Genomic DNA, 14,931 nt, shown 5'->3' on the forward strand with positions numbered 1-14,931 from the left:
GCCTTGTCTGGCGCAATTCGCTGCACTCATTGGCACCCTACGGATTTTTTAATTTACCGCGATGAATCAACCCGCCAGATTGATGTTGGCGGTTTTTTTTACGCCGGTATGGCGCTGGCTGCGGGGGCAGGGTTGCAAGCAGTAAAAAGCCCACCGATCAGTCATGATGGTGGGCTGGGTTGGGCTTAAACAATCCGGTGATTATTTGCGCTTATCGGCTTCTGCCGGTTGCTCTGCTTCACGGTTAACCCAAAAATCAGCATCGGCAATACCAAGTTTAACTGGGTCAAACGTTGGGTCTAGACCTTGCGCTTTTTGTGCTTCGTAGTCTTTGAGCGCAATCAGCGCCGGTTTTTGTAAGAGCAAAATGGCAATGATATTGAGCCACGCCATCATGCCCACGCCAATGTCGCCTAAGCCCCAAGCCAAATCAGAGGTGCGTACCGCGCCGTAAACGACGGTGGTGAGCAGCATACATTTGAGCAAGAACAGCGCTGTGCTGCTACCACGGCGCTTTTGCAGTAGGTAGGTCACATTGCTTTCGGCGATGTAGTAGTAGGCAATAATGGTGGTGAAGGCAAAAAACAGCAGCGCCACACCGACAAACATCGCGCCAAAGCCCGGGAAAACGCTTTCCACTGCCGATTGCGTGTAGCCCGTGCCGGCGGCGATGTCCGGTAGGCCATGAAACAAGAATCCGCCTTCTTTATTTGGATCCGCCACATTGAATTTGCCGGTGATCAAAATCATAAACGCCGTGGCTGAGCACACGATCAAGGTGTCGATATACACCGCAAACGCTTGCACAATCCCTTGTTTGGCGGGGTGAGACACTTCAGCCGCCGCCGCTGCTGCGTGGGGGCCAGAGCCTTGACCGGCTTCATTGGAATACACGCCGCGCTTCACGCCCCACATAATGGCCAAGCCAATCATGGCGCCAAAGCCAGCATGAAAACTCAGTGCCGAGCTCACAATCAGCGTAATCACCTCGGGCAACAGGCGGATATTAAGCGCGATGATGACAAAAGCCATCAGGATGTAACCCAAGGCCATAAAAGGCACCACCACTTCAGCGACGCGGGCGATGCGTTTTACGCCGCCAAAAATGATGGTTGCCAAGACCAGTACCACCCCAAAGGCGGTGGTTTCCGGTGGAATGCCAAAGCCGTTACTCAGTCCACTGGCGATGCCGTTGGCCTGCATGCCGGGCAGCAAAAGGCCGCAGCCCAAGATGGTGGCTAAGGCAAAGGCAATGGCGTACCAGCGCATTTTTAAACCGTGCTCGATGTAGTAAGCGGGGCCACCACGGAATTGGCCGTCGATGCGTTGTTTGTAAATTTGCCCCAAGGTGCATTCTACATACGAGTGTGCTGGCGCCCAAAAAGGCCATCATCCACATCCAAAACATCGCGCCCGGACCACCAAAGGCAATGGCGGTTGCCACCCCGGCGATATTACCAATGCCGACGCGGCCGGAGAGTGTCATCGATAAAGCTTGAAACGATGACACGCCTTCGCTTGAGGCTTTGCCATCAAATAGCAAACTGAACATATCGCGGATGAGTCGTAACTGCATAAACCGCGTGCGGATTGAAAAATACACGCCCACGCCAAGGCAGAGATAAATCAATGCCGGGCTCCAAACGTAACTGTTAATCAGGTTGACCCAATCTTGCATGTGTTTCATTCCCTAGAGGGTTTTTTAGTCGTAGCACGATTGTGTGCATCTAACGTAAGTAAGACTATTGGGTATATCGGGTATATTACTTACAAACTGGCTCTGTTAAACGCAGCAATGCCATTTGTGCCGGCATGGTATAGGGTTGGCACACGCGGATAAGTTTTGGGAGGGTTTGCATCGCGATGCGGTGCGAAAACGCCGGAGGCTTTTGCACACCCTGCGGTGGTATTGCTTTGTGGGCTTTTTATTTTGATGCTTTGATGAAAATACCCCGTCGCAAGTAGGATGGAATAAGCATCGCGCATTCCACCGGCTGCTGATGCAAGGTGGAATGCACTGCGTTTATTCCACCCTACGCATTATTGCACCTTACATACGATTTGAATTGATCGCGCCTGACGCGGTTTAACAAAGCCATAGCCCAAACGCTGGCGATTGGATAAAATCGCCGGCTTAAAAATAATTACATCATTTGAGATATTTATGAATGCATTACGCTGGATTGTCGGGCGGTTGATTTTGATTTTAAATGCCATTTTTGCCCCGAAAAAAGCGCAGCATCCGGCCGAGCATCAAGCATGGTTGGATCAGCAAACCAAAACACTGGCGCTGTATGAATACGAGGCTTGCCCATTTTGCGTCAAGGTGCGCCGCACTTTGCGCCGCCAAGGCTTAAATATTCAAACCATCAATGCCAAACAAGCTGAGCATAAAGCCGAACTGGCAAAAATGGGTGGCAAGGTGCAAGTGCCGTGTTTGCGCATTGAAGAAAACAACCAAGTGCAATGGTTGTATGAATCGAACAGCATTATTCAATACTTAGAGCAACGCTTCGCCTAATTGTTGCCGCCGCGCGCTTATTTGGCGCGGTCACACCGATGAGTTAAAAACCGCCGTATTGATTTGTGGCGGTTTTTTTTATGCGCCGCGTTTTAGGCTGGCGCAGTCGTGTTTCTCGGCGCGCTCGGCTTAGCGTGGTTGGTGCTGTATGCAAAGGTATTGCGCTGTCGCTTTGTCTATTTATAGTATTGATGCCAATACCCGGGGTGTAGGTTGATTGCTTGCTGGTTAAATGCGCTGGTTGATTTTGTCTTGAATGGCGGGGTTAGCACTTGAGATAGGCCCGCCTTATTTTGTGCTTTGTTCAGTGTTGGCGATGGTCTGCCAAGCAAAATGCTGCGTGATGCTGCTTTGGGTGTAGGTGTTTGATTTGTTTTGTTTTTAGTCAGTCAATTCGTGTTGTATGTGCAGGTAAACCCACTATTGTTAGTAATGATAATGACAATTTGAGGTGGGTAAAATGTCGGCTTTTCAAAGGAATTTATTAGGCTCAGTGTTGGGTTTGATTACGTTGACCTTGTTATTTGCCGTTTATGTTTGGGCGCAAAACAAGGTCGACCACGAGAATGAGCGGCGCTATCAGTCGTATCTGCTGGCCGATGAGCTGCGGCAATCATCCGATGATTTAACGCGCTTGGCGCGAACGTATGTGGTGAGTCGCGATCCGCAATTTGAAAAGCAATATATGGATATTTTGGCGATTCGCAATGGCGAAAAGCCGCGCCCCGAGGCGTATAACCGGATTTATTGGGATTTTGTTGCCGCCACTAATCAAGCACCACGCCCTGATTCATCGGTGAAAGTGCCGTTGCTGGACATGATGAAATCGCTGGGCTTTACCGAGACTGAATTTGCCAAATTAAACGAAGCGAAGAAAAAACTCCGATGGTTTGGTCAATACCGAAGTTGAAGCCATGGGCTTGGTGAAAAAAACCGGCGAAGGTGCTGAAGAAGGCTATGCCAAAGCCAGAACCATGATGCACGACGCGACGTATCACAACAATAAAGCCAAAATCATGCAGCCGATTGATGATTTTTATCAGCTGTTTGAGCAGCGCACGCAAAAAGCAGTGGCTGATGCCGCTTTTGTCGCGTCGATGATTAAATTGGGGATTTTTGGGGGTGGGTTTAGCAACGTTGTTTATGCTATGGCTCACTTATCATAGCTTGATTAATGTGATTGGCGGCTCGGTGAGCGAGGCCAAAAAACACATTGCATATTTGTCTGAAGGCGATTTTACGCATCCCATCGTTGCCGATGGCCGATCAAATGACAGCTTTATGGCTTTGATGGCGGTGATGCAGCAAAAACTCAGCCGCATTGTGTTGCAAGTGACGATGACTGCGCGCGAGATTGAGCAAGGCGCGGTGGATATTAGTTCGGCCTCCAGCGAAGCCGAGCATTTGGTGCAAGGGCAAACGGACTCGATGTCGAGTATGAGTGCGGCGATTGAGCAAATGGTGGTCAGTATTAACCATGTATCGAGCAACGCCAGCAGCGCTTCAGAGCGAACTCGCTCGTCCAATCAGGCTTTGGATCGCGGTGAGCGGGTGATTAGCGATACGGTGGATAGTATTCGGGTGATTGCCACCTCGGTGCAAGATGCATCCAATAGCGTCGCCACGCTGACAGGGCAAACGCAGCAGATTTTCGCAAATTGTGCAGGTGATTCGCGATATTGCCGATCAAACCAATTTGCTGGCGCTTAACGCGGCGATTGAGGCGGCGCGAGCTGGTGAGCAGGGGCGGGGCTTTGCGGTGGTGGCCGATGAAGTGCGTAAACTGGCCGAGCGCACGGCACTCTCAACGCAAGAAATCACCGAAAAAATCCGCAGCATCCAATCGGGCACAGAATCCACGGCGGTGTTTATGAATACCGGCGTGAGTAAAGTGGCGGTAGGGGTGGATTTGGCCGGCCAAGCGGGCGGCGCATTTGGTTCTATTCGGCAAGACGCCAATGATGTAATGGGCGTGATTGAGGAAATTAGCAGCTCTTTACATGAGCAATCACAAACCGCGAATCAAGTAGCCAATAATATTGAGCAAGTGACGCAAATGGCCAGCGCCAGCTGTACGGCGGTTGAGCGAGCAGCGAGTATTTCGCGGCGCATGGGCGAGTTGTCAAAATCATTGACGATGGAAATGAAAAACTTCCAGTTGTCTTAATCGCTTTGCCTGATCGTGAGCCTGCTTGGGTTAACTCAAGCAGGCTTTTTTGCGCTTGTAGCGGGTTTTAAAATAAAGCTTGCGTGTTGTTGATGGCGGGCTTGCGGTAAAATTCAGTATTTTTTTGCGGATGGCTGTAATGACACTGCTGCATTTCTTGCCTTTTACTATGTTGTTTGCTGCTGCGTCTTTGCTGGCGATTTTGGGCTTTGCTGCCCGATATTACCTGCCGATATTGCTCATCGCCTATGGCGCGGCGGCGCAACTCGAATTGATCACTGTTTGGGCCGTATTGCCAATGACTTTGCTGGGGTTAGCGGGCTGGGGGATGCGCGCGCAGCGGCGATCTGTGCGGCTGTTGGCGCATCTGGCTTTTGTGGGTACGGCGCTGGCTTTGCTGCTGCATCGCTTTGCGGGGTTTAACAATCCAATGGTATTTGCTTCGCAAGCTTTGTCGGCCGATGCGCTACCGTTTGCGTTGTATTTAAACTTAGATAAGCCGCTGATTGGTTTTAGTTTGTTGCTGATTTTTCCGCTGTTGGCGCAGCGGATGAGCATCCAGAAAACACTGGGCGCGGCGATGGTTTCGCTGATTGCGGCCATGGCTGTAATGGTGCCGTTGGCAATCAGTTGGCATGTTGTGGCATGGCAGCCCAAGTGGCCAGAGATGACTGCGCTATGCTGTTGAATAATTTTTTGCTGGTGTGTATGGCCGAAGAAGTGTTTTTTCGCGCGTATATACAAGGCCATTTAAGTCGCTGGCTGGCGCATTGGCCTTATGGCGCGGCGATTGCAGTGTGTTTGGCGGCATTGTTATTTGGCTTGGCGCATATGGCGGGCGGTTGGCCTTGGGTGGTATTGGCCACCATTGCCGGTGTGGCGTATGGCGTGGCTTATCGTTATGGCGGTTTGCTGGCGGCGATGCTAGCGCATTTTGGCCTCAATGCGCTGCATTTTACTTTGCTGACTTATCCGATGCTGCGCAATTAAAACTCATCCCTAGGCCATGATGCGCAGTAGATGCACCAGCATCGTGGCGCTTTGCTCCAGCGCGGCAACGCACCAGTTGCTGACCGCCATATGGGCAGGGCGAATCCATAGATCGCCCGGTCTTTGTAGCGCCACCCATAAAAAATACCCGACACCGAGCCAGCAGCCACGATAAATTAAATGCTCCATTAGGCCGTCAGCTTTGAAAATATTCAAAGAGAATTTTTTTGCGGATGGGCCAGAGCAATGGCACGCCCGATGGGGTGAGTAAGTCGCCAATAATGTGCGAAAAATAGCCGATGACCAAGGGCAAAACCGGGATGTTTTGCTGCTCGCGATAGGTGAGCAACAGCCAAATAATCAGCGCGACCATCAAAAAAGAATGCGTAAAGCCGCGATGACCAAACACTTTGGCAATCGGTATCGATATATACGGCACGATACGGCCAAAAGTCGATTTGGGATGATCCAAATCGGGCAGTAGGCCGGCTGCGCCAGCGAGGGCGACTTCATGCACTTGCGGCATCCGCTGCAAAATGCCAACACTGCAGGCCACCATCATCAAGGCGGCAAATGCAATGTGGGTCCGGGCCATCATGGGTAATACCTTGCAGAGCAAACGATGGGTGCCATACCGATATATGGTATTGGCATGAAACCCTTGTAAACAAAGGGGGCTGTGAAGATACCAGAAAAACTAAGCCTTGGTATAAGAAAATGCAAGGGGTTTCACGTTTGGCTTACCGCACTTACAAATGGCTTTCTATCGCTAGACTGCTTGACTGATTAATCCGCCGATTTGACTGCCTTGTGTGCGCAAAGTTCGCCGTGAAAGAGGCGTTTTTTATGCTGCAATGGCAATTGGGCGGCGGTTGCGGCCGATTGGCTGCCCCGCGTCATCTTGGGCGCGCCATTTAATCCAAAAATCCGGCATTTCAAGCGCCAAAACTTCGCTTTATCGCAAATTTACGCAGCAGTACCCAAACGGCATACAGTATCCATCTCTGTTTTGAATTGAGAACGACCATGTTGCCAGTCACCTTACAGCAAGTGAATAAACGCTATCAGCTCGACAGTGTGGCAGTGCCCGCTTTGGCCGATATTAATTTAGAGATTTTGCCGCAGCGGTTTACGGTGCTCTCCGGCCCGTCGGGTAGCGGTAAAACCACCTTGTTGAATTTAATTGGCTGCATTGATTTGCCCGATAGCGGCCAGATTACGGTGGCCGGCGAAAACGTGCAGCAACTGAGCGACTCGGCCTTGGCGGACTTTCGTTTGCGCCATATTGGTTTTGTGTTTCAAAACTTTAATTTATTGCCGGTGTTATCAGCGTTTGAAAACATCGAATACCCTTTGCTGTTGGCCAAAGTGGCGCGGCCAGCGCGGCATAAACGGGTAAAAATGCTGCTCGACGCCGTGGGTTTGAGTGAAAAAAGCCAGCATTTACCCGGCCAGCTCTCGGGCGGGCAACGGCAAAGGGTGGCGATTGCGCGCGCTTTGGCCACGCAGCCGCAGTGGGTGTTGGCCGATGAACCAACGGCCAATTTAGATAGCCATACTGGCGCGTCGATTATTGCGCTCATGCGGCAAATGCAGCGCGAGTTGGCGGTGTCGTTTATTTTTTCTTCGCACGACCCACAGGTTTTGGCCGCAGCGGATGATGCGGTGCTGATTCGGGATGGGCGTATTGTGGCGATTGAACGCAAAATGGCGGTGGCATCATGAGTGTTATAACGTTAGCGCTGAGAAATTTACTACGCAATCGTCGTCGCTCTTTAACCACCTTATTGGCGATGATGATTGGTGCGGTGGCGATTTTGTTGTTTGGCGGTTATAGCGGCAATATCAATTTGGGTTTGCAAACCAATTTTGTGCGCAGCGCTGGGCATTTGCAGATTCAGCATCAGGATTATTTTTTATACGGCAGCGGCAATCCAGCGGCGTATGGCATTAAAAACTACGCCAGTTTGATTGAAGTGCTACGCAACGATCCAGAACTCAAGCCACTGCTCACCGTGGTGACACCAACGCTCAGCCTAGGGGGTATTGCTGGCAACTTTAGCGCTGGCGTGTCGCGCACGGTGATCGGTACTGGGGTATGGGTGAGCGATCAAAATCAAATGCGCCGCTGGAATGAATATGACTTCCCCGGTGAGGCCAAAACGCTGGCCTTAACCGGCACAGCGGGCAATGCGGTGGTGATTGGCAATGGCGTAGCGCGGGTGTTGCAATTATGCGCGCCATTGCAGCTCAAAAATTGTCCCGCCAGCCAAGCCAAAGTCAACGCTGGCCCAGCGGCACCCGATGATATCAGCGCCTTGTCGCAACAAGCACATGCCGAAAATCCAAAGCAACAATCCAGCGCTGTACCGCAAATTGAGTTGCTGGCCGCCAATGTGCACGGCGCGCCCAATGTCGCGACTTTGGCGGTGGTGAAAGCGCAAGGCTTTGGGGTCAAAGAGCTGGATGACATTTCAATGATGCTGCATTTGCCGCAGGCGCAGCAATTGGTGTACGGCCAAGAAACGCCGCAAGTGACGGCGATTGTGTTGCAGCTTAAACACAGCGCTGATTTAGCTAAAGCGCAAGCGCGCATCAATACGCTATTGACGAGCACACTCAAAGATCAGCCTTTGGCGGTGTATGACTATGCCACGCTTAATCCTTCGTTTGGCCAAATTACCGGCATGTTTACCGCGATTTTTAGTTTTATTTCGCTGCTGATCGGGGCGATTGTGCTGTTTACCGTTGGCAATACCATGAGCATGGCGGTGATGGAGCGCACGGTGGAAATCGGCACGCTGCGGGCAATGGGCGTGCGGCGTAATGGCATTTGGTGCTTGTTTGTTTGCGAGGGCGCTTTGCTGGGGCTGATTGGCGCGATTTTCGGGGTGTTGCTGGCGCTGTTATTGGCATGGGGCATCAATCACGCTGGTTTAACTTGGCTGCCGCCGGGCAATACTGAGCCGGTGCCGCTGACGGTACGGGTGTGGGGCGAAACGCGAATGCTGCTTAGCACTGGATTGATGTTGGTGGTGTTGGCCGCCATCTCGGCTTGGTGGCCAGCGCGCCGTGCTGCCAGAATGAATATTGTCGATGCACTGCGCCATGTGTAAGTCGCCATGGGTAAACCGTCATGTGTAAATGTCAGAAGGAGAGAATGATGCGACATAAGTATTTATCTGCGCTGTTATTGGTTGCGCTCGGGTTGTTGTTTTTGGCGCATAACTTTGGCTTTTTACCCAGCTTTGGCCAAATGTGGGCGCTGTGGTGGCCCTTGGTGCTGATTATTGTCGGGGTGAATTTATTGTTTCGCCGCCCGAAAAACAAGGACGACAAAGATGAGTAATGCCATGCAGCAAAGCTGGGCGACGATGCCCGCAGCAAGTGAACGCGCGGCTAATAACACCGCCCAGCGCGCTCTTAAAACGCGCTACCGGCTATGGAGTGCGAGTCTGTTGCTGGCCTGCTGCGCCGCAGTGGGCGCGGCACCGAGTGCGCAGCAAATCTTAAGCGCCAGCGACGCAATTCGAAATCCTGAGCAACCCTTTGGCGTCACCAGCACCTTGATTGAATATCGCAACGGCAAGCAAGTCGAAACCAGCACCTTGGCGGTGTATGCGCGCGCTGATTCGCAGAGTGGGCAGTTTCGTAATTTAATTCGCTTTGTCGCGCCGCAGCGCGATGCCGGTAAATTGCTGCTGAAAAATGGCAATGATTTATGGCTATATGATCCATCCAGCAAAGCCAGTATTCGCATTTCGCCGCAGCAGCGTTTGCTGGGCCAAGCGGCCAATGGCGACGTGGTCACGGTGAATTTGGCGGTGGATTACACCGCCAGCTTGGTCGGTGAAGAAACAATTGCCGATGGCGAGCGACAAAATCGCGATACGTATTTGCTCAAACTCAATGCCAAAACCCCGGATGTGACGTATCACCGCATCGATTACTGGATTGATCGCCATAATAATCAGCCAGTGAAAGCCAAATTTTATTCCAGTAGCGAGCATTTATTAAAAACGGCGTATTACCGCCGCTTTCAAAAGCAGCTTGGTGTGTCGCGCCCCACCGAAACAGTGATTATTGATGGGCTCGATCCGCAGTGGGTGACGGTGCTGCGTAGCAGTGATTTTGCCTTTCGCGACGTGCCCGAGAGCTGGTTGCAGCGGGATTTTTTGCCCCGCTTTAAGGCCGAATGATGGCGCACTGGCATGGGGTGAGCGACACTCGCGTAATGCCGTCGACGCTGGGCCGCGAAGCGCTGGCGCAAAAGCAATCTAGCATGGCGGGAATGGTGGCCGCGCTTATCGCGCTACTTGCTAGCCCGTGCTGGGGTGATGATGCCGATGCGCTGTCTTTAGCCGATCAAGCAGCGCAGCCAGCGGTGGCGAGATCGGATTGGCAGATTTTTTTACTGAGGGTATGCTGGGGCATGTGAATCGGCGTGTGCCTTTGGACGATATACGCATTAGTCGTGCCTCGGTGGATGTGTTGCTCGATACGGCGATTAATCCCGAATGGCGATTTACACTGGCCAACCGCGCGGATTGGCTGGGGCAAGATGGGCAGTATGAGGTGGTGAATACCTTTAAAGAAGTGTATGTCAGCTGGCAGGCGCAGCCCAATGCTGCGCTCGATCTGGGGCGAATTAATCAGCGCAATGGCGTCGCCTTGGGCTACAACCCGACTGATTACTTTAAAGTCGGCGCTTTGCGCTCGGTGGTGTCGATTGCGCCAGCAAGTTTGCGCGAAAACCGCCTTGGCGTGGGCATGTTGCGCGGGCAATGGGTGTGGGAGGGCGGCGCAGTCAATGCCGTGTTTGCGCCTAAATTGGCAGATCAGCGGCAAAGCGCAGCGTTTTCGCCCGATTGGGGCGCGAGTAATCCGGTGTCGCGTTTTCTGTTGACCAGTAGTGTGCAAGTGTTGCCGGGCTTTGCGCCGCAGTTTTTACTCTTGGGTGAGCAAGGGAAGTCGCCGCAGGTGGGGATGAATGCATCGGTTTTGGCGGGTGACGCTTTAACCCTCTACGCCGAATACAGTGGCGGGCGCAGCGCGGCCTTGTTGCCCGCTGCGCCAGTGGCGTGGCATTCGCGCTGGGCCGCTGGTGGCACGTATACCTTTGCTAATAATCTCTCGCTGAGTTTGGAGTACCACTACGATGGCGCGGCGCTCAATCAAAGCCAATGGCGCGCTTTGTGGCTTAATCCCGCTGATTATTGGGCGTATCGCAGTGCGGTGTTTAATGCGCAAAGCCTGCCTACGCAGCAGGCGGCCATGAGTTTTTTATTACCTGGCGCGATGCTGGATTCAAGGCTTTGGATTTAAATTGGATGCTGCGGCGCGACTTAGTCGATCAAAGCTGGCAAAGCTGGTTAGAAGCGCGTTACCATTTTGAGCACATGGATTGGGCGCTGCAATGGCAGTATCAAAACGGCGCGCCGGGCAGTCAATACGGCGCGTTGCCACAACGGCATAGCCTACAAGCTGTGGTGAAATACTTTTTTTGAGTGATCGATGGATGCAGCCACAACACAAAACAATGACGTGCCGCTACCGAAAGGACTTGCCGATTTTACTCTTGGTGAATGCGCTGATTGCGGTGCTATTGACCTTGATCGACGAGCGAACTGCGCTGATCGATAATCTAGTGATTTCCAACTGCATCGGTTTTTGTATTTGGTTGTGTAATTGGGCGCTGGATCGCATTACGGGTGAGGCTTGGCCACGGCCTTGGCGAATGTTGATCAGTACGCCGCTGGGTTTGCTGGCGGGCTTTATGCTGGCCGCGGCATTCGGCGCGTCCAATGTGATTGCCATCTTGCTGGATGCGCCCAGCCAAGCTTGGCGCTGGGTGGCGATTGCGGTACTGATTTCAGGGTTTGCCAGTGCCTTTTTTTGGCTGTTGTTTCGCGCCCAGCGTGATCGGGCCGAGTTGGAAGTGCAGCGCCGTCACGCCGCCGAGGCGCAGCAAGCGCAAACCGCCGCGCAATTGGCGATGCTGCAAGCGCAAATTGAACCGCATTTTTTATTTAATACGCTGGCCAATTTACACAGCCTGATTGCGCGTGACCCCGCTTTGGCGCAAACCATGCTCGAGCATCTGAATGATTATTTGCGCGCCAGCTTAAAGCGCACTCGGCAATCGGCAACCAGCTTGGCCGAGGAGCTTGATTTGGTGGGCGCGTTGCTGGCGATTAATCAGATTCGTTTGGGGGCGCGTTTAAGCTATCAAATTCGCGTGCCCGCTACTTTACGCGGGGCGCAGTTGCCGCCGTTACTATTGCAACCCTTGGTGGAAAACGCTTTGCAGCACGGCATTGAACCAGCCATTACCGGCGGCGTGATTGAGATTGAAGCCGAGCAAATCGGCACGCAATTGTGCCTACGGGTGATCGATAGTGGTTTGGGTTTGAATCTGAATGCGCCAACTAAAAGCGGTATCGGTTTAGCCAATGTACGCGATAGGTTGATGTATTTGTATGGTAGCCAAGCTACACTGAGTGTCGCTAGCAATACCCCTTGTGGGGTGGTGGCCGAATTGCGGATTCCTTTTGCTGAGTAGTTGGGTTTTTAGCTGTCATCCCACGCCATCCTATTTGTAGGCGCACGAACTGAGGTCAATTTTAACGATGCCAACTGCCCTGATTGCCGATGACGAGCCGCTATTAATGGCGGCGTTTGCCAGTCGCCTGGCCGTAGTGTGGCCGCAATTACAGATTGTGGCGCAGGCCAAAAATGGCGTTGAAGCGGTGGCGCTACTGAGCCAATGGCAGCCGGATTTTGCTTTTTTGGATATTCGGATGCCGGGACTCAATGGCTTGCAAGTGGCGGCCACTTGGCGCGATACGCGGGTGATTTTTGTCACCGCGTATGATGAATACGCGGTGGCGGCCTTTGAGCAATCGGCGGTGGATTATTTATTAAAACCAGTCAGCGAAGCGCGGTTGGCGCAATGCGTGCTGCGCTTGCAGCGCGAAGCCAAACCCAGTGTTGATTGGAGTCAGCTCAGTCGTGAGCTGATTGCGCCCGCGCCACCGAGCTATTTGCAATGGCTTACTGCCAGCCTAGGCGACAGCACTCGGCTGATCGCGGTGGATGAAGTGCGCTATTTTCAGGCCACCGATAAATACACCGAAGTGGTGACGGAGAGCGGGCGGTTTTTAATTCGCACATCGCTCAAAGACTTATTACCGCAACTCAATCCGCAATACTTTGCTCAAATTCACCGCAGTTATTTGGTGAGTTTGCCCGCCATCGCCAAAATCGAAAAAGACCTACTCGGCCGCCAGCAAATCTATCTAAAAAACAATTTCGCCATCTTGCCACTCAGCCGCAGCCACGCCGCACAGTTTAAACAGATGTAGGTATAGGCGGCAGGCTTTTTTTTTGAGTAAGCAGCTTGGGGTGATACCTGCTCAGTAAAATGAATTCCTGTGGCATTCGTTGACTCCTGCGCCTTGATCTGCGTGTGCAAACCCTGCAGGTTTGCACACCCTACGATGATTACGTTTTGCGCTGCTGCCGTTGGCGGTTTGCTTTCCCGATGATCGTCATGCATTGTGTTTTGTAGGGTGTGCAAATTTTAATTTGCGCACGCGGTGAATCGGTTGTGAGTTTGTTTTTCGGTGTAATACGGCGGTGAAGATTTTGTATCTTGTATCATGGGCGCCATGAATCTAGTACTTTGATTTGTGTGTGCAAACTTTGCAGGGTTGCACACGCCGATTACGCTCTGAGCCCGTCCCATTTGATGGCATGGTCGGTGGGGTATGGCTTGCTGGCTTTTTGAGAATGTCTTGTCTAGGGCAATACCTGCTTATAAAAATCGCGAAAGTAAGCGATCAACTCGGATTCGCGATAGGCGAGTGAGGAGTTTTTTTACTTTTTCTGGGTAGTCGGCCAAGGTTTCTAGCTCGGTATAACTCGCGATGCGGCGGGTGTGTTGGCGGATTTGTTGCAGTTCGGCCGCGGTGCTGGTGCTGAGCTCGCCTTGTGGGTCGTGAATTAAGAGCGCGTTTTCTAAATCTAAATTAAACGCCCGTGGGTTGAGATTATTGCCGGTGAGCAATTGATAATCATCGTCCACCCAAATGCCTTTGAGGTGAAAACTATGGCCGATGTCGTGCCACAGTAAAATATTTAATTGCCCAGTTTGCATGGCTTTGTGCTGCACTTTGGCAAAGCGGCGCAAATTGGCTTCGTATAAATACGGTAGCGCGCCGATGGTTTTAAATGGCTCGCTCGGCGGAATGTAAAAATCGTTCGCCGTTTTGTCGCCAATGATTAAATCAATTTGCACGCCTTTTTTAATTAGGCTATTGAGCGCCTTGGTGACGCTGCGTGGCAAATTAAAATACGGCGTGCAAATGACGATTTTGCGCTCGCTGGCACTGATCAATTTTAAAATCAAACGATTAAGCGGATTGCGCTGGCCAACGCCAACCCAAGGCGTGATTGCCAGTCCTGTTTCGGTATTGCTGCTGCCTTGCAGTGAATAGCGCGCCGCTTTTAAGTGCTGGCGGCAATGCCGAATTTCGCTGCGAATGGCTTTGGTACTGGGAATATTGGGCCGATCAAGGCGATGCACTGCGGTTTGGCTCAGTAGCGCCGTTTGAAAAAACTGCACCATGCTCTCGGCCAGCGCTGGGTTGTGCAGCACATGGTAGCGATCGTAGCGATAGCGATCGCCAACGTGTAAATACACATTATTCAGGCTCGCGCCGCTATAGATTACCGTGTCGTCAATCACAAAGCCTTTTAGATGCAACACGCCAAGTAATTCGCGGCTTTGCACCGGCACGCCATAAATCGGCACTTCGAGGTGGTGTTGCTGCGCACGCTGTTGATACCAAGCGGCGTTGCCCAATTCGGCCTTGGCACCAATCAGGCCGCGCTGTGCGCGATGCCAATCGACCAAAACGGCGATTTCCAGCTGCGGCTGCCGCGCTTTGGCGGCATAGAGCGCCGACAAAATCAGATCGCCTGCGGCGTCGTTTTGTAAATACAAGGCGGCAATGTAGATGCGGCGTTGTGCTTTGGCGATGTGCTCGAGCAATTGCTCACGAAATTGAGTGCTCGAAGCTAAAGCTTCAAAGGTGTGAGCCGATTGGGCAAAGCGCGGTAAGGCACTTAAAAAAAGCGCGAGGAGATTCAAACAAAATGCGAGCCTAAATTTAAAGCGATATTGCTGCAATATGGGGCTGATTACTGTAAATGCAAGATGCCTTCATCGTCGCTTGCCATTTTAAAGCCA

Annotated in this window: 18 protein-coding genes and 2 pseudogenes; 16 read left to right on the forward strand and 4 right to left on the reverse strand. The window is 52.1% G+C overall.

Annotation, left to right across the window (positions count from 1 at the left end; genetic code table 11):
* Positions 1 to 3 precede the first annotated feature (3 nt).
* The gene (locus GKO28_RS15545; protein ID WP_182076969.1) at positions 4 to 189 is read left to right on the forward strand and encodes a hypothetical protein; all 186 of its coding nucleotides are present in this window, start codon (positions 4 to 6) and stop codon (positions 187 to 189) included.
* Between the two features lie 12 nt (positions 190 to 201).
* Here GKO28_RS15545 and GKO28_RS15550 read toward each other — a convergent pair.
* Positions 202 to 1,678: pseudogene (locus GKO28_RS15550) on the reverse strand (alanine/glycine:cation symporter family protein).
* Positions 1,679 to 2,164: 486 nt separating this feature from the next.
* Between GKO28_RS15550 and GKO28_RS15555 the strand changes: the two are divergent.
* The 6 genes and pseudogenes from GKO28_RS15555 to GKO28_RS15585 all read left to right on the forward strand — a co-directional run bounded on the left by GKO28_RS15555 (position 2,165) and on the right by GKO28_RS15585 (position 5,678).
* The gene (locus tag GKO28_RS15555) at positions 2,165 to 2,521 is read left to right on the forward strand and encodes a glutathione S-transferase N-terminal domain-containing protein (protein WP_182076970.1); all 357 of its coding nucleotides are present in this window, start codon (positions 2,165 to 2,167) and stop codon (positions 2,519 to 2,521) included.
* Between the two features lie 460 nt (positions 2,522 to 2,981).
* Positions 2,982 to 3,431 (forward strand): hypothetical protein, encoded by a 450-nt coding sequence (locus GKO28_RS15560; protein WP_182076971.1) that lies wholly within the window; start codon positions 2,982 to 2,984, stop codon positions 3,429 to 3,431.
* Positions 3,412 to 3,687 (forward strand): hypothetical protein, encoded by a 276-nt coding sequence (locus tag GKO28_RS15565; RefSeq protein ID WP_182076972.1) that lies wholly within the window; start codon positions 3,412 to 3,414, stop codon positions 3,685 to 3,687. The genes GKO28_RS15560 and GKO28_RS15565 overlap by 20 nt, the downstream gene beginning before the upstream one ends.
* A 466-nt stretch (positions 3,688 to 4,153) precedes the next feature.
* A pseudogene (locus GKO28_RS15575) lies at positions 4,154 to 4,688 on the forward strand (methyl-accepting chemotaxis protein); the annotation flags it as partial.
* A gap of 139 nt (positions 4,689 to 4,827) precedes the next feature.
* A complete protein-coding gene (locus tag GKO28_RS15580) occupies positions 4,828 to 5,376 on the forward strand; it encodes a hypothetical protein (RefSeq protein ID WP_182076974.1) in 549 nt (182 codons plus the stop codon).
* The gene (locus GKO28_RS15585) at positions 5,367 to 5,678 is read left to right on the forward strand and encodes a CPBP family intramembrane glutamic endopeptidase (protein ID WP_182076975.1); all 312 of its coding nucleotides are present in this window, start codon (positions 5,367 to 5,369) and stop codon (positions 5,676 to 5,678) included. The genes GKO28_RS15580 and GKO28_RS15585 overlap by 10 nt, the downstream gene beginning before the upstream one ends.
* 9 nt (positions 5,679 to 5,687) lie before the next feature.
* Here the strand turns inward: GKO28_RS15585 and GKO28_RS15590 are convergent, their stop codons facing one another.
* Positions 5,688 to 5,867: a hypothetical protein gene (locus GKO28_RS15590; RefSeq protein WP_182076976.1), complete on the reverse strand. Its 180-nt coding sequence runs from the start codon at positions 5,865 to 5,867 to the stop codon at positions 5,688 to 5,690.
* 7 nt (positions 5,868 to 5,874) lie between these two features.
* Positions 5,875 to 6,276 carry a metal-dependent hydrolase gene (locus tag GKO28_RS15595; RefSeq protein WP_182076977.1) on the reverse strand — a complete coding sequence of 134 codons (402 nt, stop codon included), beginning with the start codon at positions 6,274 to 6,276 and terminating at the stop codon, positions 5,875 to 5,877.
* Positions 6,277 to 6,704: 428 nt separating this feature from the next.
* Here GKO28_RS15595 and GKO28_RS15600 point away from each other — a divergent pair, with 428 nt between their 5' ends.
* The 9 genes from GKO28_RS15600 to GKO28_RS15640 all read left to right on the forward strand — a co-directional run bounded on the left by GKO28_RS15600 (position 6,705) and on the right by GKO28_RS15640 (position 13,042).
* Positions 6,705 to 7,403 (forward strand): ABC transporter ATP-binding protein, encoded by a 699-nt coding sequence (locus GKO28_RS15600; RefSeq protein WP_182076978.1) that lies wholly within the window; start codon positions 6,705 to 6,707, stop codon positions 7,401 to 7,403.
* Positions 7,400 to 8,794, forward strand: coding sequence for an ABC transporter permease (locus tag GKO28_RS15605; RefSeq protein WP_182076979.1), 1,395 nt, complete (start codon positions 7,400 to 7,402; stop codon positions 8,792 to 8,794). The genes GKO28_RS15600 and GKO28_RS15605 overlap by 4 nt, the downstream gene beginning before the upstream one ends.
* Before the next feature lie 44 nt (positions 8,795 to 8,838).
* Positions 8,839 to 9,027: a LiaI-LiaF-like domain-containing protein gene (locus GKO28_RS15610; protein WP_203564210.1), complete on the forward strand. Its 189-nt coding sequence runs from the start codon at positions 8,839 to 8,841 to the stop codon at positions 9,025 to 9,027.
* Positions 9,020 to 9,877 carry an outer membrane lipoprotein-sorting protein gene (locus GKO28_RS15615; RefSeq protein WP_247646587.1) on the forward strand — a complete coding sequence of 286 codons (858 nt, stop codon included), beginning with the start codon at positions 9,020 to 9,022 and terminating at the stop codon, positions 9,875 to 9,877. The genes GKO28_RS15610 and GKO28_RS15615 overlap by 8 nt, the downstream gene beginning before the upstream one ends.
* Positions 9,877 to 10,116: a hypothetical protein gene (locus GKO28_RS15620; RefSeq protein ID WP_182076981.1), complete on the forward strand. Its 240-nt coding sequence runs from the start codon at positions 9,877 to 9,879 to the stop codon at positions 10,114 to 10,116. The genes GKO28_RS15615 and GKO28_RS15620 overlap by 1 nt, the downstream gene beginning before the upstream one ends.
* Positions 10,077 to 11,003 carry a hypothetical protein gene (locus tag GKO28_RS15625; protein ID WP_182076982.1) on the forward strand — a complete coding sequence of 309 codons (927 nt, stop codon included), beginning with the start codon at positions 10,077 to 10,079 and terminating at the stop codon, positions 11,001 to 11,003. Before GKO28_RS15620 ends, GKO28_RS15625 begins: the two co-directional genes overlap by 40 nt.
* Entirely contained in the window at positions 10,994 to 11,185 is a 192-nt protein-coding gene (locus GKO28_RS15630) for a hypothetical protein (protein WP_182076983.1), read from the forward strand. The genes GKO28_RS15625 and GKO28_RS15630 overlap by 10 nt, the downstream gene beginning before the upstream one ends.
* A gap of 11 nt (positions 11,186 to 11,196) precedes the next feature.
* Positions 11,197 to 12,240 (forward strand): sensor histidine kinase, encoded by a 1,044-nt coding sequence (locus GKO28_RS15635; protein ID WP_182076984.1) that lies wholly within the window; start codon positions 11,197 to 11,199, stop codon positions 12,238 to 12,240.
* A 67-nt stretch (positions 12,241 to 12,307) separates the two neighbouring features.
* Complete coding sequence (locus GKO28_RS15640; RefSeq protein WP_182076985.1) at positions 12,308 to 13,042, forward strand: LytTR family DNA-binding domain-containing protein; 735 nt, start codon at positions 12,308 to 12,310, stop codon at positions 13,040 to 13,042.
* 452 nt (positions 13,043 to 13,494) lie between these two features.
* Here GKO28_RS15640 and pssA read toward each other — a convergent pair whose 3' ends face one another.
* Positions 13,495 to 14,832: a CDP-diacylglycerol--serine O-phosphatidyltransferase gene (pssA, locus tag GKO28_RS15645; protein ID WP_182076986.1), complete on the reverse strand. Its 1,338-nt coding sequence runs from the start codon at positions 14,830 to 14,832 to the stop codon at positions 13,495 to 13,497.
* Between the last annotated feature and the right edge of the window lie 99 nt (positions 14,833 to 14,931).

It is taken from the genome of Deefgea sp. CFH1-16 (genome assembly GCF_016881365.1).
In the GTDB taxonomy this organism is placed as follows: domain Bacteria; phylum Pseudomonadota; class Gammaproteobacteria; order Burkholderiales; family Chitinibacteraceae; genus Deefgea.

Bases quoted from the DNA above. Each gene is read 5' to 3' on its own strand.
- GKO28_RS15560 (WP_182076971.1), top strand. From the start codon at position 2,982: ATGTCGGCTTTTCAAAGGAATTTATTAGGCTCAGTGTTGGGTTTGATT.
- GKO28_RS15590 (WP_182076976.1), bottom strand. From the start codon at position 5,867: ATGGAGCATTTAATTTATCGTGGCTGCTGGCTCGGTGTCGGGTATTTT.
- GKO28_RS15610 (WP_203564210.1), top strand. From the start codon at position 8,839: ATGATGCGACATAAGTATTTATCTGCGCTGTTATTGGTTGCGCTCGGG.
- GKO28_RS15635 (WP_182076984.1), top strand. From the start codon at position 11,197: ATGCAGCCACAACACAAAACAATGACGTGCCGCTACCGAAAGGACTTG.
- GKO28_RS15555 (WP_182076970.1), top strand. From the start codon at position 2,165: ATGAATGCATTACGCTGGATTGTCGGGCGGTTGATTTTGATTTTAAAT.
- GKO28_RS15585 (WP_182076975.1), top strand. From the start codon at position 5,367: ATGCTGTTGAATAATTTTTTGCTGGTGTGTATGGCCGAAGAAGTGTTT.
- GKO28_RS15620 (WP_182076981.1), top strand. From the start codon at position 9,877: ATGGCGCACTGGCATGGGGTGAGCGACACTCGCGTAATGCCGTCGACG.
- GKO28_RS15580 (WP_182076974.1), top strand. From the start codon at position 4,828: ATGACACTGCTGCATTTCTTGCCTTTTACTATGTTGTTTGCTGCTGCG.
- GKO28_RS15595 (WP_182076977.1), bottom strand. From the start codon at position 6,276: ATGATGGCCCGGACCCACATTGCATTTGCCGCCTTGATGATGGTGGCC.
- GKO28_RS15605 (WP_182076979.1), top strand. From the start codon at position 7,400: ATGAGTGTTATAACGTTAGCGCTGAGAAATTTACTACGCAATCGTCGT.
- GKO28_RS15615 (WP_247646587.1), top strand. From the start codon at position 9,020: ATGAGTAATGCCATGCAGCAAAGCTGGGCGACGATGCCCGCAGCAAGT.
- GKO28_RS15640 (WP_182076985.1), top strand. From the start codon at position 12,308: ATGCCAACTGCCCTGATTGCCGATGACGAGCCGCTATTAATGGCGGCG.
- GKO28_RS15600 (WP_182076978.1), top strand. From the start codon at position 6,705: ATGTTGCCAGTCACCTTACAGCAAGTGAATAAACGCTATCAGCTCGAC.